The sequence below is a fragment of the Actinomadura sp. RB99 genome (assembly GCF_014706005.1).
In the GTDB taxonomy this organism is placed as follows: Bacteria; Actinomycetota; Actinomycetes; order Streptosporangiales; family Streptosporangiaceae; genus Spirillospora.
Genome location: NZ_JABMCA010000162.1, coordinates 1 through 2199 on the forward strand (window position 1 = coordinate 1; position 2199 = coordinate 2199).

Sequence of the window (2199 nt, forward strand, 5' to 3'; positions counted from 1 at the left end):
AGGATGCTGCACCGCCATGGGGTGCCCGGAGCTCTCACGAACACGTACAGAGCACTAGGGCGCCCTCATGTGTGTACGGGGCACACCGCGCTCCCCTGGGCGCGGGGCGGCTCACCATCCCTCTCCCCGAGGGCGCGGACGTGCACCGGGACCGCGGCGGACCCGACGTGCAGGACGAGCCGCCGCGGCAGGTCGCGCGCGGGGTCGCCGTGCAGCCGGACGTCGACGAGTTCGGTGGGGAGCCACCGTCCGGGGGTGAGCAGCGCGTCGCCGCGGCGGCGCGCGCCGGTGCCGCCGTGCAGGTTGACGGCGACGCGGGCGACGGCGCCGACCTCGTCGTACTGCCGCTTGAGGCTCTGCAGGCCGCGGACCCGGACGGTCTCGCCGCCGGCGGCGAGCCGGTCGCCGACGCGGAGGGTGCCGGCGCCGAGCGTGCCGGTCACGACGGTGCCGCGGCCCTGGACGGTGAAGACCCGGTCGATCCACAGCCGCACGTCGGCGGTCCGGTCGGGCTCGGGCAGCGCGGCGGCGAGGTCGGCCAGCGCGGCGCGCAGGCCGTCCAGGCCCTGCCCGGTGGCGCCGCTGACCTCGACCGCGGCGACCTCGCCGAGGGACGTCGCGGCGATCCGCTCCAGCGCGTCGTCGCGGACGCGCGCGGCGGTCGCGGCGTCGGTGAGGTCGCGGCGGGTGACGGCGAGCAGTCCGTGCCGGACGCCGAGCGCGTCGAGCACCGCGAGGTGCTCCTGCGACTGCCGCTGCCAGCCCTGGTCGGCGGCGACGACGACCATCGCGGCGGGGACGGGCCCGACGCCGGCGAGCATGGTCGCGACGAACCGCTCGTGGCCGGGGACGTCGACGAAGGCGACGGGCTCGCCGCCGGGGAGGTCGGTCCAGGCGAAGCCCAGCTCGATGGTGAGGCCGCGGCGCCGCTCCTCCTCCAGCCGGTCGGGCTCCATCCCGGTCAGCGCGCGGACGAGCGTGGACTTGCCGTGGTCGACGTGCCCCGCGGTCGCGACGACGTGCATGCTCAGGGTCCTTCCGTGGCGGAGACCACCGCGCGGGCGACGGCCTCGTCCTGGCTGGGGGGCACGGCGCGCAGGTCGAGCAGGCAGCGGCCGTCCTCGACGCGCCCCATCACCGCGGGCGAGCCTCGCCGCAGCCGTGCGGCGTACGGTTCGGGCAGCGAGACGGCCGCGCTCGGTAGGACGACGCCCGGTGCGCCGCCGCCGCCCACGGCTGCGTCGCTGTCCACGGGCGCCGCGTCGACGCCCGCATCGCGCAGCCGGGCGGCGAGCCGCCGCGCGCGCTCGCGCAGCGACGCGGCGTCGGCGTGCAGTGCCTCGTCGGTGGGGGTGCGGGGGCCGCGGACGGTGGCCTCCAGCGCGGCGAGCGTCAGCTTGTCGACGCGCAGCGCGCGCGCCAGCGGGTGCCGCGACAGCCGCCGCACGTACTCCTCCTTGCCCAGGACGAGCCCGCACTGCGGGCCGCCGAGAAGCTTGTCGCCGCTCGCGGTGACCAGGTCGGCGCCCTCCTTCAGCCAGGTGGCCGCGTCGGGCTCGTCCGGCAGCAGCGGCTCGGGTTCGAGGAGGCCGGAGCCGATGTCGGCGACGACCGGGACGCCGAGCCCGGTCAGCTCCGCGACGTCCGCCGACCGGGTGAAGCCGGTGACGCGGAAGTTGGACGGGTGCACCTTGAGGATGAAGCCGGTGGCGGGGCCGACCGCCGCCGCGTAGTCGTCCGGCGAGGTGCGGTTGGTGGTGCCGACCTCGCGCAGCCGGGCGCCGGTCGCGGCGAGCAGCTCGGGGATGCGGAAGCCGTCGCCGATCTCCACCATCTCGCCCCGGCTGACGATGATCTCGCGGCCGCCGGCGAGCGCCGTCGCGGCCAGCACCAGCGCCGCCGCGCCGTTGTTGACCACGTGCGCCGCCTCGGCGGCCGGGACGGCGTCCAGCAGCGCGGCCAGCGCGGACCGGCCGCGCCGCGCCCGCGCGCCGGTCGCGAGGTCGAGCTCGACGTCGGTCGCGCCGGACGCCACGAGCATCGCCTCGCGCGCGGCGCCCGACAGCGGGGCGCGCCCGAGGTTGGTGTGCAGCAGCACGCCGGTCGCGTTGACCACGGGCCGCAGCCCGGCCGCGGTGACCGGCAGCGCGCCGGCCGCCGCGTCCGCGACCGCGCCGGCCGGGATCTCGCCGGCCCGCG

The 2199-nt window shown here is 78.1% G+C and carries 2 protein-coding genes; both read right to left on the reverse strand.

The features are described from left to right. Positions 1 to 65: 65 nt before the first annotated feature. Complete coding sequence (locus amrb99_RS49240; RefSeq protein WP_190869003.1) at positions 66 to 1025, reverse strand: GTP-binding protein; 960 nt, start codon at positions 1023 to 1025, stop codon at positions 66 to 68. A gap of 2 nt (positions 1026 to 1027) precedes the next feature. Beyond that, positions 1028 to 2199: L-seryl-tRNA(Sec) selenium transferase (gene selA / locus amrb99_RS49245; RefSeq protein ID WP_194737884.1), on the reverse strand; the 1172-nt coding region annotated here is incomplete at its 5' end.